8 protein-coding genes are annotated in these 14,973 nt (G+C 49.1%); 4 read left to right on the forward strand and 4 right to left on the reverse strand.

All coding sequences use genetic code 11. The features are described 5' to 3' along the window. Nucleotides 1-71: 71 nt before the first annotated feature. From sthA to RM811_RS02440, 4 genes are all read right to left on the reverse strand, one after another. Nucleotides 72-1,466, reverse strand: coding sequence for a Si-specific NAD(P)(+) transhydrogenase (gene sthA / locus RM811_RS02425; RefSeq protein ID WP_402520416.1), 1,395 nt, complete (start codon nucleotides 1,464-1,466; stop codon nucleotides 72-74). Between the two features lie 212 nt (nucleotides 1,467-1,678). Continuing rightward, nucleotides 1,679-1,912, reverse strand: coding sequence for a (Na+)-NQR maturation NqrM (gene nqrM / locus RM811_RS02430; RefSeq protein ID WP_402520418.1), 234 nt, complete (start codon nucleotides 1,910-1,912; stop codon nucleotides 1,679-1,681). Between the two features lie 14 nt (nucleotides 1,913-1,926). Beyond that, complete coding sequence (locus RM811_RS02435) at nucleotides 1,927-3,048, reverse strand: FAD:protein FMN transferase (RefSeq protein WP_402520420.1); 1,122 nt, start codon at nucleotides 3,046-3,048, stop codon at nucleotides 1,927-1,929. Nucleotides 3,049-3,254: 206 nt separating this feature from the next. Beyond that, nucleotides 3,255-3,866, reverse strand: coding sequence for a helix-turn-helix domain-containing protein (locus RM811_RS02440; protein ID WP_402520430.1), 612 nt, complete (start codon nucleotides 3,864-3,866; stop codon nucleotides 3,255-3,257). Nucleotides 3,867-4,201: 335 nt separating this feature from the next. Between RM811_RS02440 and RM811_RS02445 the strand changes: the two genes are divergently transcribed. The 4 genes from RM811_RS02445 to RM811_RS02460 all read left to right on the forward strand — a co-directional run. Continuing rightward, nucleotides 4,202-5,575 carry an L-serine ammonia-lyase gene (locus tag RM811_RS02445; RefSeq protein WP_402520422.1) on the forward strand — a complete coding sequence of 458 codons (1,374 nt, stop codon included), beginning with the start codon at nucleotides 4,202-4,204 and terminating at the stop codon, nucleotides 5,573-5,575. A 137-nt stretch (nucleotides 5,576-5,712) separates the two neighbouring features. Continuing rightward, nucleotides 5,713-8,652 (forward strand): aminomethyl-transferring glycine dehydrogenase, encoded by a 2,940-nt coding sequence (gene gcvP, locus RM811_RS02450; RefSeq protein ID WP_402520424.1) that lies wholly within the window; start codon nucleotides 5,713-5,715, stop codon nucleotides 8,650-8,652. Nucleotides 8,653-8,716: 64 nt separating this feature from the next. Next, nucleotides 8,717-8,935 (forward strand): IS1 family transposase, encoded by a 219-nt coding sequence (locus tag RM811_RS02455; protein ID WP_402520432.1) that lies wholly within the window; start codon nucleotides 8,717-8,719, stop codon nucleotides 8,933-8,935. 834 nt (nucleotides 8,936-9,769) lie between these two features. Then, a partial coding sequence (locus RM811_RS02460) for a VCBS domain-containing protein (RefSeq protein WP_402520426.1) occupies nucleotides 9,770-14,973 on the forward strand: 5,204 nt, incomplete at its 3' end.

Genomic DNA, 14,973 nt, shown 5'->3' on the forward strand with positions numbered 1-14,973 from the left:
GACCTATTGCGACAACCTCCTTCGCGGGAATGACTGTGGTATGGGTATCAAGTAGTCAGTTAAGGCTGTTGCTAAAACAGCCGGTTCAACCCATCGAGTGCCGCCACCCGATAGGCCTCAGCCATAGTTGGGTAGTTAAAGGTGGTATTCAGGAAGTAACGTAAGGAGTTTGCCTCACCTTTCTGCCTCATCACCGCCTGACCGATATGAACAATCTCTGAAGCCTGGTCACCAAAGCAGTGAATACCCAGCACTTCGAGGGTGTCCCGGTGGAACAGGATCTTCAGCATACCAACCACTTCACCGGTGATCTGGGCTCTGGCCAGTCTGGAGAAGAATGCCTTGCCCACTTCGTAGGGAACGGCCTCTGCAGTCAGCTCTTCTTCCGTACGTCCAAGGGAGCTGATTTCAGGAATGGTGTAAATTCCCGTAGGCACTTCATTCACAAAATACCAGTCTTCCGTGTTACAAAGGTGCGCAGCCACTGAACGTCCCTGGTCATAAGCGGCACTGGCAAGACTCGGCCAGCCAATGACATCACCGGCGGCATAAATATGGGGCAGCGTGGTCTGATAGCTTTCATTTACTTTAAGCTGACCACGACCGTCAGGCTTCAAGCCAATTGTCTCCAGACCCATCGCCTGAGTATTTCCGGCACGGCCATTAGCCCAAAGCAGCATATCAGCCTTCAGTTTTTTACCCGACTTCAGGTGCATAACAACACCATCATCAAAGGTTTCCAGTTGCTGAAACTCTTCATTGTGACGAATAATGACATTCATCTTGCGCAGCTGATAACCCAGGGCATCGGAAATTTCCTTATCAAGAAACGACAGAAGTCGTTCACGGGTATCTATCAGGTCTACCAGGACCCCAAGACCCGAGAAAATCGAGGCATACTCAGAGCCAATAACACCCGCTCCATAGATAATCATCCGCCGTGGAGTAGACGACAATTCAAGAATAGTATCGCTATCAAAAACTCTGGGGTGATGGAAGTCCACTCCGGGCGGGTGGTATGGGCTCGAGCCAGTAGCAATCAGAAAGTTAGCACCATAAAGACGCTCAGTATTGCCTCCGGGCTCGGTCACTTCCAGGGTATGCTCATCGAGAAAGGCACCGCGACCAAAGTAAAGATCAATACGGTTTCGGGCATAGTACATGGTTCGGGACTGTACCTGCTTCTGAATCACCGATTCAGCCCGTTTCAACACCTTGGGAAAACTGAACCAGCGGGGATCACCGATCTCCCTGAACATGGAGTTGGTGTTGAAATCCATGATTTGTTTAACCGAGTGGCGCAGAGCCTTCGATGGAATAGTGCCTAAGTGAGTACAGCTTCCACCGACAAAGTTAAACTGCTCAACAACAGCCACCTTCTTGCCCAGTTTGACGGCATTCATGGCCGCCCCTTCACCCGCAGGGCCCGAGCCAAGAATGACCAAATCGTATTTACTGACACCCATCTATTGGATTCCCCCGGTTAAATGACACTACCTGTTTATTCTTGTGAACCGTTATCCCCGCGAAGGCAGGGATCCACTGTTCGTGGTGGATTCTCGCCTTCGCGGGAAAGACGGCTGAGGTATAAATCGGCGTTTAAGACCTTTACCACACCCACGCTCTGCGTGGGAACGTATACCTGCCGAATTCTATTTGAGCAAAAACAGAAAGGATTTTACGCTTTTTTCCTGGCATCGGCTGCCGTTGCATCATAAAAAAGGTCTTCATTCACTTCCGATAGTGGATCAGTCTTATCAGCACCGCCGCAAATAACACAGCCATCCTTTAGACCAAGGGTGCTCAAACCTCCACAGGAACCTTTAATCGGCTTATTGGCAAAGATCACACCCACCGACATAGCCGCGATGAGTACCAGAAAAGCGCAGAATGTAATCAGCATAATAGTCATGGCTGACTCCTCCATTATTTAACCAGATAAGGCTTGAACGCCTCACTGGTCACTGTTTCAAATCCTTCATCGGTATAATAGGCAAAACGGGCGGCAATACCCAGCCGATTGGCCAGTTCAAGCCCTTTTTCATCCCCCAGCACCATAAACATGGTGGCCAGGGCATCGGCCTGAGCGGTGGTTTCTGCAATAACTGCCACTTCCGCCACCCGCTTGGCTTCAGGCCAGCCAGTCACCGGATTAATCGTGTGAGAGTAACGTTTTCCGTCCACCTCAAAAAAGTTCAGGTAGTCTCCGGAAGTGGCCAGCGCCTTATCCAATGGCTCAACCAGTGCTGAAACCCCGTTTTTACCCATTTCCGGGCCAATAACCGCCAGCCTCCAGGGCTGACCATTGGGTTTTATCCCCTGAACAGAGACCTCTCCGCCCACTTCCACCATAAAATCGTCTACACCCTGAGCCCTGAGGACAGCCGCCGCCTGATCAACACCATATCCCTTGGCAATAGAGCTCAAATCGACAAACAACGCCTTTTTACGGGTCAGGGTTGAATCCGCTGAATTGGCCTTCAGGCTCTGATAACCGACATTAGCCCGAGCCTCATTTATAGCCTTTTCATCGGGAATATGACCGGGATACTGGCTCTCAATCCAGTTTACAAACTCAGGGGCGTTGACCCGTTCATGAGAATCATCATTCTCTTGACCTTCCTTAGCCGTTGCCCACTGAGTCGGGCCAAAACCCCACAAATTCACCAGGGGCCCGACAGTAATGTCGTAGGCACCATCAGACATCTCAGAAATGGCCTCGGCGTCCAGTACCAGCTGAACAATGTCCTGAGACATCCTGAAAGGCTGTCCCACAGGCGCCCGGTTAAACTGCATCAGTTCTGAGTCTGTTTTATAGGTAGACATTCTCTGATCGACGTCTGCCAGCGCATCATGCACAACTCTGGAAATATCCTTCACCGGATGACTGAACAGGTCAGCGGCATAACTGACGTTGTAGGTAGTCCCCATGATCTGCCCCTGAAAACTGTAAAGTCTGGGTCGGGTACTCAACACCAGAAATACCACCGCGACCAATACGAGCAGTGCAACAGCAGGTAACAGTGATCGCTTCAGAGATCGGGACAACAAGTGAAACTCCTGAAAGTGGGTCAATACTGCATTTGTCGACCGTAGGCTGATCCATCAACATAACGCTACTTTTAATAGCCCTGTATGATAACGACCAGTGTCAACTATCTAATCAGGCACTCTGACAAAGTGCTCTACTGCAAGAGTGGCCGGATTCTAGCACCAGCCCGGGGGATAATCATCAGGGATTGAACGGAAACTATTCAGGCAGTTACCCAGAGAATCACCGCATCATCCTCACTGATTGAGACTAATGCGTGCCCCATTTCCGCATCGTAGTACGCGCTATCGCCCTCAAATAGTTCTACCGGCTGATAGTACTCGGTATACAGTTCGATACTGCCACGTAAAACCAGTAAAAATTCTTCTCCATCATGACGAACCCACTCCCGATACTCATCAAACGACCTTGCCCTGACCGTGGTTCGGTAGGGAATCATCTTCTTGCCAGAGAGTTCTGTCGCCAGTAATTCATGTTCGTAGGTACTGGTGGGATGAATACGCCCTTCGCCATTACGAGTGATATCCCTTCGGCCACCGGCGGTTACTTTTTCCGGCATCGGGGAAAACAGCTGGGGCAGGTCAATACCCAAACCATTCACCAGTTTCGTGACCGCGGCAAAGGTGGGGGATATCTGCTCGTTTTCTATCTTTGACAGGGTTGATCTGGCCAGGCCGGTTTTCTGGCTCGCCTCTTCAAGGGTTAACTGCTGGCTCAGACGAATTTCCCTGACCCGTTTACCCAACTCAAGAGGCGCCACGGAAGCCTCTGGTTGACTGACGACGCCTTGATCAACCCCCACACGACGGGTTATCACCACAGCAGGCTTGCTTTTCTGCTCCTGTTTAAGAAAATCCGTTGATTCTGGCACTGATTCCCCCTTAAGCTCGCCATCCCTGGTGATCATAATACAGATATATTGTTAAATACCACTCACGGGAAAACCTGTTTCCTATTGGAAACTTTTTTATTGATGTAAAAGAAAGGTATTGTTACGCTTTCTATATAGTAGAAAAGGAAATTCATCGGCAAAATCAGAAAAAACATATAAATTTCAGGAGATTGCCAATCATTTTCCTGAATAGTTTCTTCTTGATAAATAATAAATAAATAATCTCAAAGCAGATATCAATTGATGGAGTCATAGCGATGGGCTTAAGTATTCTTGATTTGTTCAAGATCGGCGTGGGACCCTCCTCTTCCCATACGGTGGGCCCCATGATAGCCGCCAATCGCTTTCTTGAAGCTCTTCAGCAGCAGGGGCACCTCGAGGATGCCCATCAGGTTCGTATCGAGCTTTATGGCTCTCTGGCCATGACCGGAAAAGGGCACGCCACAGATACTGCCATCATGCTGGGATTGATGGGCGAGAGACCTGACCAGCTGAACCCTGATTTAGCCCCTGAACTCATAGATACCATTCGTAAAACCGGCCAACTGAGCCTTGCCGGGAAGAACAGCATCCCTTTCCTGGAAAGCCAGCATCTTCACTTTCTCCATGGCCACTCGCTCCCCAAACACCCAAACGGAATGACCCTGAGAGCTTTTGACAACGCCGGGCTGGAACTCTTTCATAACAATTACTATTCCGTCGGTGGTGGCTTTGTCCTTGATGAACAAGAGACTGAACAAACGTCTGCCAGCAATGTGATTCAAATTCCCTTCCCCTTCAATAATGCCCGGGATCTTCTGGATATTGGCGATAACTCCGGGCTCACCATCGCCGAAATCGTTCTGGAGAATGAAAAGCACCTGGGTAGATCTGACAATATTCAACGTGACCTGTTGACTATCTGGCAAGTGATGGACAGCTGCATTCAGCGTGGTTGTGAACAAACCGGCATACTGCCTGGCGGTTTAAACGTCAGACGTCGTGCCTATCAACTGCACCAGGAACTGCTGAATCGCCCGAAAGACCAACAGGACCTCCTGGAAGTATTGGACTGGGTCAACCTTTTTGCCATTGCCGTCAATGAAGAAAATGCTGTTGGTGGTCGTGTGGTTACAGCCCCCACTAATGGTGCTGCTGGTGTCATTCCGGCAGTTCTTGCCTATTACCATCGATTTGTACCTGACAGTAATAAGGAGGGTATCTGCATATTTCTGGCGACCGCAGCTGCCATTGGCATGCTGTATAAAAAAAATGCCTCTATTTCTGCCGCGGAGGTTGGTTGCCAGGGTGAAATCGGTGTTGCCTGTTCCATGGCCGCCGGTGCACTGTGCGCAGTGATGGGGGGAACTAATCAACAGGTTGAAAATGCCGCAGAAATTGGTATGGAACATAACCTTGGCCTGACCTGCGACCCCATTGCCGGACTGGTTCAGATTCCCTGTATTGAACGGAATACCATGGGCGCAGTCAAAGCGATCAATGCCGCACGTCTGGCTTTAAAGGGCGATGGCCAGCACCACGTATCCCTCGATGAGGTTATTGAAACCATGCGCCAGACGGGCCTGGATATGCAGGATAAGTATAAAGAAACCGCCACCGGCGGGCTGGCAGTTAATGTCGTCGCTTGTTGAAACCATTTTTCAACTGACCGACAAAAAACAACACTTGTCTTTTATTCCCACCGCTGACGACAGGTTTGTGAAAACCATCTGGTCAGCTTTAAATGACTTTTATAAAACTAACGTAAGAGCGAAAGCAGGACATCAACATGGCCCTTGAACACACTTCTGCCACTCTGCCACCACTGGCAGAACTGGAAAACAACGATGCATTTACTCATCGTCATATTGGTTCAGATCAGCAAGAGCAGCAGGCCATGCTGGAAAGTCTTGGTCTCAACTCCCTGGCAGAGCTGATTGAAGAAACCGTTCCGGGCAGTATTCGACTGAACAGAGAACTGGATCTTCCCCCGGGAAAAACAGAGCGACAGGCTATCGCCCAGCTGCGCACTCTGGCACAACAGAACACCGTCAACAAATCCTATATCGGTATGGGCTACTACAACACAGAAGTGCCCAACGTTATCCTTCGTAACCTGCTGGAAAATCCGGGCTGGTATACCGCCTATACACCCTATCAACCGGAAATCTCCCAGGGCAGACTGGAAATGCTGCTTAACTTCCAGCAGATGGTCATGGACCTGACCGGCATGGAGGTTGCCAATGCTTCATTGCTGGATGAGGCCACTGCCGCTGCAGAAGCCATGACATTGTGTTTGAGAAGTGCCGGACGTAATAAAGCGGCCAGTAAGACCTTTTTTGTTGCTGATGACGTACACCCACAAACCATTGATGTGATTAAAACCCGCGCAGACTGGCTGGGTATCAGGGTCATCGTTGGCAACCCCCATACTGAACTTGGCAAGCATGATATATTTGGCGTACAGCTTCAGTACCCGGGCACCTATGGCAATATCACCGACATTGGCAACATTGTTGACATCGCCAGACAACAGGGTGCCATGGTATCGGTAGCCACTGACCTGCTGGCGCTTACCTTATTGAAATCTCCCGGAGAATTTGGTGCAGATATCGTGCTGGGTAACAGCCAGCGTTTTGGTGTTCCCATGGGCTTTGGTGGCCCCCATGCCGCATTTTTTGCCACCACCGGGAAACTGAAGCGCTCTATCCCTGGCCGTATTATCGGGGTTTCCAAAGACAGTCGTGGTAACCCGGCACTGCGTATGGCGATGCAAACCCGCGAACAGCATATCCGCAGAGAAAAGGCCACATCCAACATCTGTACCGCCCAGGCACTGCTGGCTAACATGGCCGCTGCCTATGCCATCTATCACGGCCCTGAAGGGTTAAAAACCATTGCCGAGCGTGTTCACCGTCTCACCCGTATTCTCCACCATGGGCTGACGGATATGGGTTTCCAGTGTAACGATACCTTTTTTGACACCCTGACCTTCAAGGTGGGAAGTGATCAGGAAAGCATATTCCAGAGAGCCCTGAAACATGGCTGTAACCTTCGTCAAATGGGTTCTGACCGGTTGGGTGTGAGCCTGGATGAAACCACCCGTTCTGAAGATATCATTCAACTGTTTAATATCTTTATGGGGGAAGGAAAAGAGCTGAACATTGCCTCTATTGACCGGCAGATTTCTGCCAACAACAGCCAGCGATCACATACCCAGAAAGCCATTGGCCTGAAACAGGAACAACGTCGTTCAGACAGGGTTCTGAGCCACCCTGTTTTCAACAGCCATCACTCAGAAACCGACATGATGCGTTATCTGAAGCAGCTGGAGAATAAAGATTATTCACTGGTTCATGGCATGATCCCACTGGGCTCATGCACCATGAAACTCAATGCCACTGCTGAAATGCTGCCGGTTTCCTGGCCTGAGTTCTCAAACATTCACCCCTTCACCCCAAAAGATCAGGTACCGGGCTATCTGACCATGATCCGACAACTTGAAGAGGCTCTGGAAGAAATTACCGGTTACGATGCCATCTCCATGCAGCCGAATTCCGGCGCCCAGGGGGAATATGCCGGCCTTCTGGCCATTCGTAACTATCAGAAGGCCAACCAGCAGGAGCATCGGGACGTTTGCCTTATTCCCTCTTCTGCCCACGGCACTAACCCGGCTTCAGCAGCGATGCTAGGCATGAAAATTGTTATTGTCACCTGTGACAAAAACGGCAATGTTGATGTCGATGACCTCAAGGCAAAAGCGGAAGAATACAGTGAACGTCTGTCGGCCCTGATGGTCACCTACCCGTCAACTCACGGAGTTTACGAAGAAGAGATCCGCACCATCTGCCAGATCATTCATGACCACGGCGGACAGGTCTATATGGATGGCGCCAATATGAACGCCATGGTTGGTGTTTCCCGCCCGGGTGATATTGGCTCTGATGTATCCCATCTCAATCTCCACAAAACCTTTGCCATTCCTCATGGTGGTGGTGGTCCTGGAATGGGTCCGATCGGCGTCAAGAGTCATCTGACCCCTTACCTGCCAAATCACGCGGTCAGCCCCATTGAAGGACGCAATGAAGGCACGGGCGCAGTCTCTGCTGCACCGTTTGGCAGCTCATCCATACTGCCTATCAGCTGGATGTACATCACCCTGCTGGGCAATGAAGGACTGAGAAAGTCAACGGAGCTGGCGATTCTCCATGCAAATTACATGGCTCAAAGGCTGAGAGGCCATTATCAGATTTTGTATCAGGGCCGGAATAACCATGTCGCCCATGAATGCATTATTGATATTCGGCCTATCAAGGAGGCCTGTGGCATTACTGAGGAAGATATTGCCAAACGGCTTATGGACTATGGTTTCCATGCACCCACCATGTCTTTCCCCGTTGCCGGAACCCTGATGATTGAGCCAACTGAGTCTGAGTCAAAGGAAGAAATTGACCGGTTTATTCACGCCATGATTGCCATCAAGGGAGAGATAGACCAGATTGCCAGTGGTGAATGGCCAAGAGAGAACAATCCTCTGGTTAATGCACCCCATACCATGGCAGACCTTGCTAATGATGAGTGGCAGCGGCCTTATAGCAGGAATCTTGCGGCATTTCCATCATCTGCCAGCCTGAAGGCAAAATACTGGCCTGCGGCAAACCGGATAGACAATGTCTACGGGGACAGGAATTTTATCTGCTCATGTCCAGACATTAACAGCTATCGGTGATTTTAAATAAGGCTCTTTATGGATTCCGGGGAGCTAGCTTAGAATCAGGCGAAGCAACCCTGAAATAGCGGATTTTCCCCGGCGTTTGATATTGTGCAAACACTCACATGAGATTGGCAAGAGAAACACTCAGAAAATTGAACGCAAGAATTTGAATTTCAGAACATGGATTAAACGGTTAGCGAGAAAGAGCATATGCTTTTCCAAACTTGAGAAGATGCACGATATTGACATTGGATTACTGATTAACGCGCTTGAATTTGGGGTAGATATTTATGCTTGACCACACATTTGGCCCACTACCCACAATCTGACCCTACCTGTGGTCAGTGCTGTCTTGCTAATATCCGGAGAACTTGCAGGCAGAGTTGCTTTTTACAATCTCTGGACTACTGGTATGTAACAGCATTTTTAAGAAACTGAACCAATCATAGTAATTACTACCCTGGGAATTCAGCTGGACCACTAAGGTTCAGTTGAATTTCGCTTCACAGGTTTATAACAGTCCAAACGGACTGCAGGCATGCCCAAATATCAATAACCGACGTTTACCAAACTTACTTGGTTCGCATAAACTTTAGCCCCAGCTGACATGGTAGAATTTTGACGCAGACAGATTCACTCTCATCATGTGCAGGAGCTAACCCGGCCCATAAAAATACTTTCAAAAACATGATGTTATAGATTTTTACAAAATATATTTAATTCATTTTCCGAGAAATTCTTGAAAAACATCGATTTTGACAAAAATTATTTTAACATAGGGGTATCGTAACCCATTAATTTAATAGCCGATTTTGACAGGAATTATTTTAATGAACCAATAAAATCTTCGCAAAGCCTCTGAAAGCATTCTTGAATATCTGGTAACAAGAACATCTGAAAGAGGCTTTTTCACACACTGCCACAACACTACTTGCGCGTAACATAATATTTTAATTAATAAAAACATTCCTCTCCAAAAAACAGGCACATATTCCAGCATTCGAGGAAGCTCTATAATTACTATTTAATTTTTAAAAAAATAAAACATTCGTCCACATCGTAAAACCAACCAGAATATAATCTAACAGCTAAAGTTAATAAAAAACAAATATTATCCAGGATGGATAGGTTTATGAGCCCAGGAAGCAGTGAACAGATAGTCGGACTTTTAGAATCAACCAGCACCCCAATTGAAGTGACCGATGCTCAAGGGAATACCAGAGTAGTAAAACCCGGCGATCCAGTCTATCTGAATGAAACAATCCAGAACAATTCTAATACTGAAATAACTATTCAACTGGTTAATGGTCAGACCTTAAATCTGACCAACCAGCAACAAATAGTGATGAGTCCGGAAACCCTGAGTAATCACGAACCTCCAGAAGCTGGGGATGAAAAAGCTCAAAGTGAGGATTCAGAAGACAGCAGCCCATCTGAGCAAGAAAACAGTGACACAGAAACTGAGCAAAGTGCTGATGAAAATAATGCAGCCAAACCAGCGAGCTTAGGCAAGCTGAATGAACAGCCAATTATTGAGAGAGAAATCAACGAAAAGCAAGTTGATAGTCAGGACATTGAGAGATCAACTCCAACACGTACAATAACCAGCACTCCATCCAATACATCCTCAGTGGTTATCAATCTTAAGCCGGAAATACTGACTCAGAGTTTTGATATTGATGAAAATACTCAAGCTGATGGCTCTATTAGCGTTGGTATTGTTCAGGCCAACGACCCGGACTCTAGTAACGGGCTTACCTATGCCATTATCGCCGGGAATGACGATGACAAATTCGACATTGACCCCAATACCGGTGCAATTACTGTCACTGGAGACCTTAATTATGAATTAACAGCAATCTATGATCTCACTGTTGAAGTCACTGATGGAGGAAATCTATCTGACAGTGCCATTATCACCATTAATATCAATGACCTGAATGAAGCTCCTGAGGCCATATCGGACAACGCAGCAGGCCATGAAAATGAAACCCTGACCATTAACGTTCTCGCCAATGATGTTGATGAAGACTTTACGGATAGTCCTTTAAACTTCAGTCTGGACAGTGCCAACACCATCGACATCAATGGATTACCCATTACCGGCCAGGGCAGCGTCAGTATCTTAAATAACCAGCTAACGTTTAATCCCGGAAGTGATTTCGATGACTTGGCGGTTGGAGAAACTGAATCCGTCATTGTTCACTATTGGATGAGTGATGATGAAGGATTAAACGCAGAATCTACAGTCACTATTATTGTCACCGGAACTAATGACATACCGACAATCGAAGTCGCTTCCGATGTTAATGGTACCATTTCCGAACTGGTCGATGGTGTTACCGGCGAGAACACCAGCACCCTGTCCGATACCGGCAGCTTTAGCATTGCCGATGTGGATCTCTCCGATGTCCAGACCCTCAGCGTCACAGAGGGTGCCAACAACTACCGCGGTACCTTTACCCCGGTGATCAGCGACAACACCACCGGGGATGGTACCGGTCAGGTGGACTGGACCTTTACCATTCCGGATTCAGAGATTGATGACCTGGCCGCCGGTCAGACCCTGACCCAGAGCTATACGGTAACGGTCAATGACGGTAATGGCGGCACCGTTGACCAAGCGGTGACCATTACCCTCACCGGCACCAATGACAGCGCCATCATAACCGGTGATGATTCCGGCACTATAACTGAAGATGTATACCCTGCTTATTCAACCTTCGGGTTCTCACATTCGCAGGATGTTGGATTCACCTTCCGTTGGGATAATGCCACTCTCACTGCGCCGGGAATAAGCATTAATATGGGGACATTTGATCTGCCTTCCGGCACTTCAGTGGACGAAAATGCCAGTTCCCTGGCTGACTTTATCAATGAGAATCAGGACCGTTTCATAGCCGCTGTTGATGGTACCCTGCTCACCATTACTGCCATTGACCCAATGAGTGACCCGGTAAACGGGGCTTTTTCCTTACAAACCGACAGTTTCGACAGTACCAACTCACAGTTTTTCAGTGAAGATCATATATTACGTAACAATGGACAGCTGAACATCACTGACATTGACAGTGGCGAAGCCATCTTTGCCAGTGCCACCATCACCGGAGACTACGGGACTCTGGAACTGTCCAGTGATGGTGGCTGGGTTTATGAAGCCTCAGCCACACAGCCCGGCATTCAGAATCTGGGTGATGGTGACAGCATGACAGACACCATTGAAGTTCAGTCTATAGACGGCACAACACACAATATTGTTATTACCATTAACGGCACCAACGATGTCGCAGTGATTGGTGGTGTTGATACGGGCAGTGTTGAAGAGGATGCTTCAGCCACGCTGAGTGTGACCGGCGAACTGACTGTTGCTGATGTGGACGCAGATGAAGCGAGTTTTACTCCGGCCACCATCACCGGTGAATACGGATCACTCACCATTGATCAAGCAGGTAACTGGACTTACAGCGCTGATAATACTGAGCCAGCGGTTCAGGGGCTGCCTGGTGGTGGGGATATCAGTTTTGCCAGTGCGGAAACAACTGCCACAAATGTAGCCGGCTGGGAGGTGGATAATCTTCTTGATGGTGAAAAATGGTCCGGTTTTTCAAAATGGTGGATAACTTCAAGCGAAGCGGAAGATAATCACTCGGCAACACTGACACTGGATGGTACCCAGCGAGTTGATACGATCGACATTGCCTGGCTCCGGGAAGACAGAAAAAGTGACACCATTGAAATTGAATACCAGAATGCCGATGGTGAGTGGCAGTCGTTAGGTAACTTTGACCCAGCCGGTACACTGTCACAGACAATAACCTTTGATGAAGTCATCACGGAACAATTGCGTTTCACCCCCCGGGGAATGTCGAATAATCCCGGGGGATCCATAATAATTTCTGAAATTACCGCCAGCGTCAATGCCGCAAGCATCACAGATACCATTGAAGTCACCGCCCTCGATGGCACCACCCACAACATAGACATTACAATCACCGGTACCAATGATGGCCCGGTTGCGTCAGCCCTTACCGATCAGGCCGCTACTGAGGATGCTCAATTCAGCTTCCCGGTGCCTGAAGGCACATTCAGCGATATTGATACTGGTGACGTATTAACCTACAGCGCCACCCTCGATGATAACAGTGCCCTGCCTCCATGGCTGAGCTTTGATGCTGCCACCCAGACCTTCAGCGGTATACCGGGTAATGATGATGTGGGCAGTATTGCTCTTAAAGTCACCGCAACCGATGGGCTGGGTGCTTCGGCTTCCAGCTTATTCAATGTCACCATCGCCAACACTAACGATGCACCAACCGCAACAGTGGATACCGAAGCAGGCGATGAAAATGAAACCCTGATCATTGATGTGCTGGCCAACGACACCGATGTGGATAGCGACGACAGCCCGGCGAACTTCAGTCTGGACAGTGTTGAGGTTGTTGATACCAATGGCGATCCGGTGACTGGCCAGGGCACGGTCAGCATTATTGATAACCAATTGCAGTTTGTGCCGGGTACGGACTTTGACAGTCTGACCGCCGGTGATACAGCCACAGTAACCGTTCGTTATGTGATGGCTGATAATGAAGGCGCTACGTCTGAAGCTACGGTCACCATTACCGTCACCGGCACCAATGACGGTGCGGTGATCACTGGCACAGATACGGGCGCTCTGGTGGAAGATGATGCCGATGCGCTTAATGCGGAAGGGGAACTGATAGCCACCGGAACCCTGACTATTTCAGATACTGATACTGGCGAAGCGAGCTTTACCGCTGACACCGTCAATGGTGACTACGGTTCCGTGACCATTGCTGAAGATGGTAACTGGAGCTACAGCGTTGATAACAGCAAAGCAGAGATACAGGCATTGGGCGGTAGTGATGTTGATGTGATATTTTCCGGTATTACAGCAACCTATGAATCTGCAAGCTCTGGTTGGGCTTCCAGTAACCTTATCGATGGTCAGAATACAGGAGGCTGGTCCATACCGTCTGCTGAAGTTGGTAACCATTCAGTGACATTGACACTGGATGGTGCACAGCATGTCAATACGCTTGATGTTACCTGGTACAATAGTCAGGCTTACAAAAGCGATACCCTTAAACTTGAATACCAGGACGTCAACGGACAATGGCAGTCTTTGGGTGAGTTTGAATCCTCCATGCTGCTCACTAACCAGACGATTAATTTTGATCTGGTAATAGCAAACCAATTGAGGATTACTCCAACAGGGGAGGCAACAGACAACACTTTTATTTTCAAAGAAGTTAGCGCCAGATTACAGCCAATACTGATCGACACTATTCAGGTAACAGCCCTCGATGGCACCACCCACGACATAGACATTACAATCACGGGTACCAATGATGGACCGGTTGCATCTGCCATTTCCTGGCAGGACGGCACTGAGGATGTCCAATTCAGCTTCACGGTGCCTACAAATAGATTCAGCGATATTGATGTCGGTGACGTATTAACTTACAACGCCACCCTTGATGATGGCAGCGCCTTGCCTTCATGGCTGAGCTTTGAGGCCAACAGCCGAATTTTCAGCGGCATACCGGGCAATGACGATGTGGGTAATATCACACTCAGGGTAACGGCAACGGATACCGCCGGTGAGTCGGCGACCAGTGATTTCACCATCACGGTTGCCAACGTCAACGATGTGCCGGTTGCTGAGGTCTTTACGGCCACCGTTAGCGAAGACGATGCCGTCATTACCGAACAGCTTATCGCTACGGATGCCGATGGCGACAGCATCACCTACGCCATTACTCAACAGCCTGAGAATGCTCAGGACGGTACAGTAACCGTGGATGAGAACGGCATGTTCACCCTGAGCGGTTATGACTTTAATGCCCTTGATAACGGGGCCAGTAAAGACGTCACCTTCACCTACAGCGCCGACGACGGTCAGGGCACCGGAGTGGGCACCAATACCGTCACCCTGACCATTACCGGCACGGACGATGCCCCGGTAGTTACTGGCATCTTCACCGACACAGTCACCGAAGGGGACAGTGCCGGCGATGCAGTCATTGCCAGCGGCACCATTGCTATTAGTGATGTGGATGACAGCGACAGTCCGGTGTTTGTCGAGGTTACCGGAGTGGCTGGCGACAATGGCTACGGCAGTCTGGATCTGGATTCGTCAGGAAACTGGACTTACACCCTGAACGCCTCTGCAGCAGAGAGTCTGGATGCGGATCAGGTGGTCACCGACACGGTGACCCTCACCGCCAGCGATGGCACCACTCAGGCTATCGTCCTGACCATCACCGGCAGCAACGATGCCCCGGTGGTCAGTGAAGCGGTCACCCTGAATGCCAT

The sequence above is a fragment of the Endozoicomonas sp. genome (genome assembly GCF_031844845.1).
GTDB lineage: Bacteria > Pseudomonadota > Gammaproteobacteria > Pseudomonadales > Endozoicomonadaceae > Endozoicomonas.